The 2449-nt window shown below is 66.5% G+C and carries 3 protein-coding genes; all 3 read left to right on the top strand.

Annotated features, from left to right (window positions below):
• On the top strand, positions 1 to 546 hold a 546-nt coding region (locus tag PQU95_RS18420; RefSeq protein ID WP_272753351.1), incomplete at its 5' end, for a sulfate ABC transporter permease.
• Positions 547 to 549: 3 nt separating this feature from the next.
• Positions 550 to 1626, top strand: coding sequence for a sulfate/molybdate ABC transporter ATP-binding protein (locus PQU95_RS18415; protein WP_272753350.1), 1077 nt, complete (start codon positions 550 to 552; stop codon positions 1624 to 1626).
• Positions 1623 to 2449, top strand: an 827-nt coding sequence (locus PQU95_RS18410; protein ID WP_272753349.1) for a CysB family HTH-type transcriptional regulator, incomplete at its 3' end; no start/stop codon positions are given. The genes PQU95_RS18415 and PQU95_RS18410, both read left to right, overlap by 4 nt.

Raw genomic sequence — 2449 nt, 5'->3', positions numbered from 1 at the left:
ACGCTGATCGACCTGCCGTTCTCGGTATCGCCGGTGGTGGCCGGCCTGATCTACGTGCTGGTATTCAGCAGCCACGGCTGGTTTGGCCCGTGGCTGGCCGAGCACGATATCAAGGTGATCTTTGCCGTGCCCGGCATCGTACTGGCCACCATCTTTGTCACCGTGCCGTTTGTGGCGCGCGAGCTGATTCCGCTGCTGCAGGCGCAGGGGCGCGAGGAAGAAGAAGCCGCCGTGGTGCTGGGCGCGCGCGGCTGGCAGGTGTTCTGGTACGTCACACTGCCCAATGTGCGCTGGGCGCTGCTGTACGGTGTGATCCTGAGCAATGCGCGCGCCATGGGCGAGTTTGGCGCGGTATCGGTGGTGTCCGGCCACATCCGTGGCGAAACCAACACCCTGCCGCTGCACGTCGAGATTCTTTACAACGAATACAACTTTGCTGCGGCCTTTGCCGTAGCTTCCCTGCTGGCATTGCTGGCACTGGTGACGCTGGCGGTGAAGAGCTGGGTGGAATGGCGCGCCAGCCAAACCGTGGCCGTAGAGGACTAGAGCATGAGCATTCAGGTACAGAACATTCAAAAAGCGTTTGGCAGCTTCATCGCGCTGGACAATCTGTCGCTGGACTTTCCCGCCGGCGAGCTGGTAGCCCTGCTGGGCCCGTCCGGCTGCGGCAAGACCACACTGCTGCGCGTGATCGCCGGCCTGGAACAGGCCGACAGCGGCCGCGTGCTGCTGGACGGCGAAGACGCCTCCGACACCCACGTGCGCGAGCGCCAGGTGGGCTTCGTGTTCCAGCACTACGCCTTGTTCCGCCACATGACCGTGTTCGACAACGTGGCCTTCGGCCTGCGCATGAAACCGCGCGGCCAACGCCCGTCCGAAGCCGACATCAAGCGCAAGGTGCACGAGCTGTTGAACCTGGTGCAGCTGGACTGGCTGGCCGACCGCTTCCCGGCGCAGCTGTCCGGCGGCCAGCGCCAGCGTATTGCGCTGGCCCGCGCGCTGGCGGTAGAGCCGCGCGTGCTGCTGCTGGACGAGCCGTTCGGCGCGCTGGACGCCAAGGTACGCAAAGAGCTGCGCCGCTGGCTGCGCCGCCTGCACGACGAGCTGCACATCACCTCCATCTTTGTGACCCACGACCAGGAAGAAGCGCTGGAAGTGGCCGACCGCGTGGTGCTGATGAACCACGGCCGCGTCGAGCAGATCGGCAGCCCGGCCGAGGTGTACCGCCAGCCGGCCACACCGTTCGTGTACGGCTTTCTGGGTGCGGCCAACCGCTTTGAAGGCAGCAGCAGCGCCGGCGGCATCGCCGTGGGCGCCAGCACCCTTACCGGCGAAGCCCAGCCCGAGCACGGCCAGGTCGTCGCCTTCGTGCGCCCGCACGAGCTGGATATCGTGCTGCAGCCAGGCGCCAGCGGCATCCCGGCGCGCATCAGCCGCGTGCTGACGCTGGGCGCGCTCACCCGTGTGGAGCTGGAAGGCCAGGCCGACGTAAGTGGCCAGCACTTTGACGTAGAGCTACACGCGGCCAACCCGCTGGTGGCACAGTTGGCCGCAGGCCAGACCGTACGCCTGCAACCACGCCAGGTGCGCGTGTTTGCCCAACCCGACACCGCAGGTGCCGCATGAACTTCCAGCAACTTCGCATCATCCGTGAAACCGTCCGCCAGAACTTCAACCTGACCGAGGTAGCCAACGCGCTGTTTACCTCGCAGTCCGGCGTATCCAAACACATCAAGGACCTGGAAGACGAGCTGGGCGTCGAGCTGTTCATCCGCAAAGGCAAACGCTTCCTGGGCCTGACCGACCCCGGCAAGGAGCTGCTCGTCATCGTCGAGCGCATGCTGCTGGACGCCGGCAACATCAAGCGCCTGGCCGAGCAATTCAGCCAGCGCGACGAAGGCCAGCTCACCATTGCCACCACCCACACCCAGGCGCGCTACGCGCTGCCCAAGGTGGTGACCGCGTTCAAGCAAGCCTTCCCGCGCGTGCACCTGGTGCTGCACCAGGCCAGCCCGGACGAGCTGGTACGCCTGCTGCTGGCCGGCGATGCCGACATCGGCATCGCCACCGAAGCCGTGGCCGAGGTGCCGGAACTGGTGTCCTTCCCCTACTACAGCTGGCACCACGCGGTGATTGCGCCGCCCGCGCACCCGCTGCACAGCCAGCCACTGTCGCTGGAGACGCTGGCCGAGTACCCGATCGTGACCTATCACCAGGGCTTTACCGGGCGAGCGCAGATCGACCGCGCCTTCGCCGACGCCAGCCTGGCGCCGGACATCGTGATGGCGGCGCTGGACGCCGACGTCATCAAGACCTACGTAGAGCTGGAGCTGGGCGTGGGCATTATTGCCTCGATGGCGGTGGACGCGCAGCGCGAGAGCCAGGTGCGCGTGGTGGAAGGCGCACCGCTGTTCGGGCACCAGACCACCCGCGTGGCCATCCGCCGCGG

It is taken from the genome of Vogesella aquatica (assembly GCF_028548455.1).
GTDB lineage: Bacteria > Pseudomonadota > Gammaproteobacteria > Burkholderiales > Chromobacteriaceae > Vogesella > Vogesella aquatica.
Note: the sequence above shows the minus strand (reverse complement) of the source record. Positions and strands in the feature narration are given on the sequence as shown.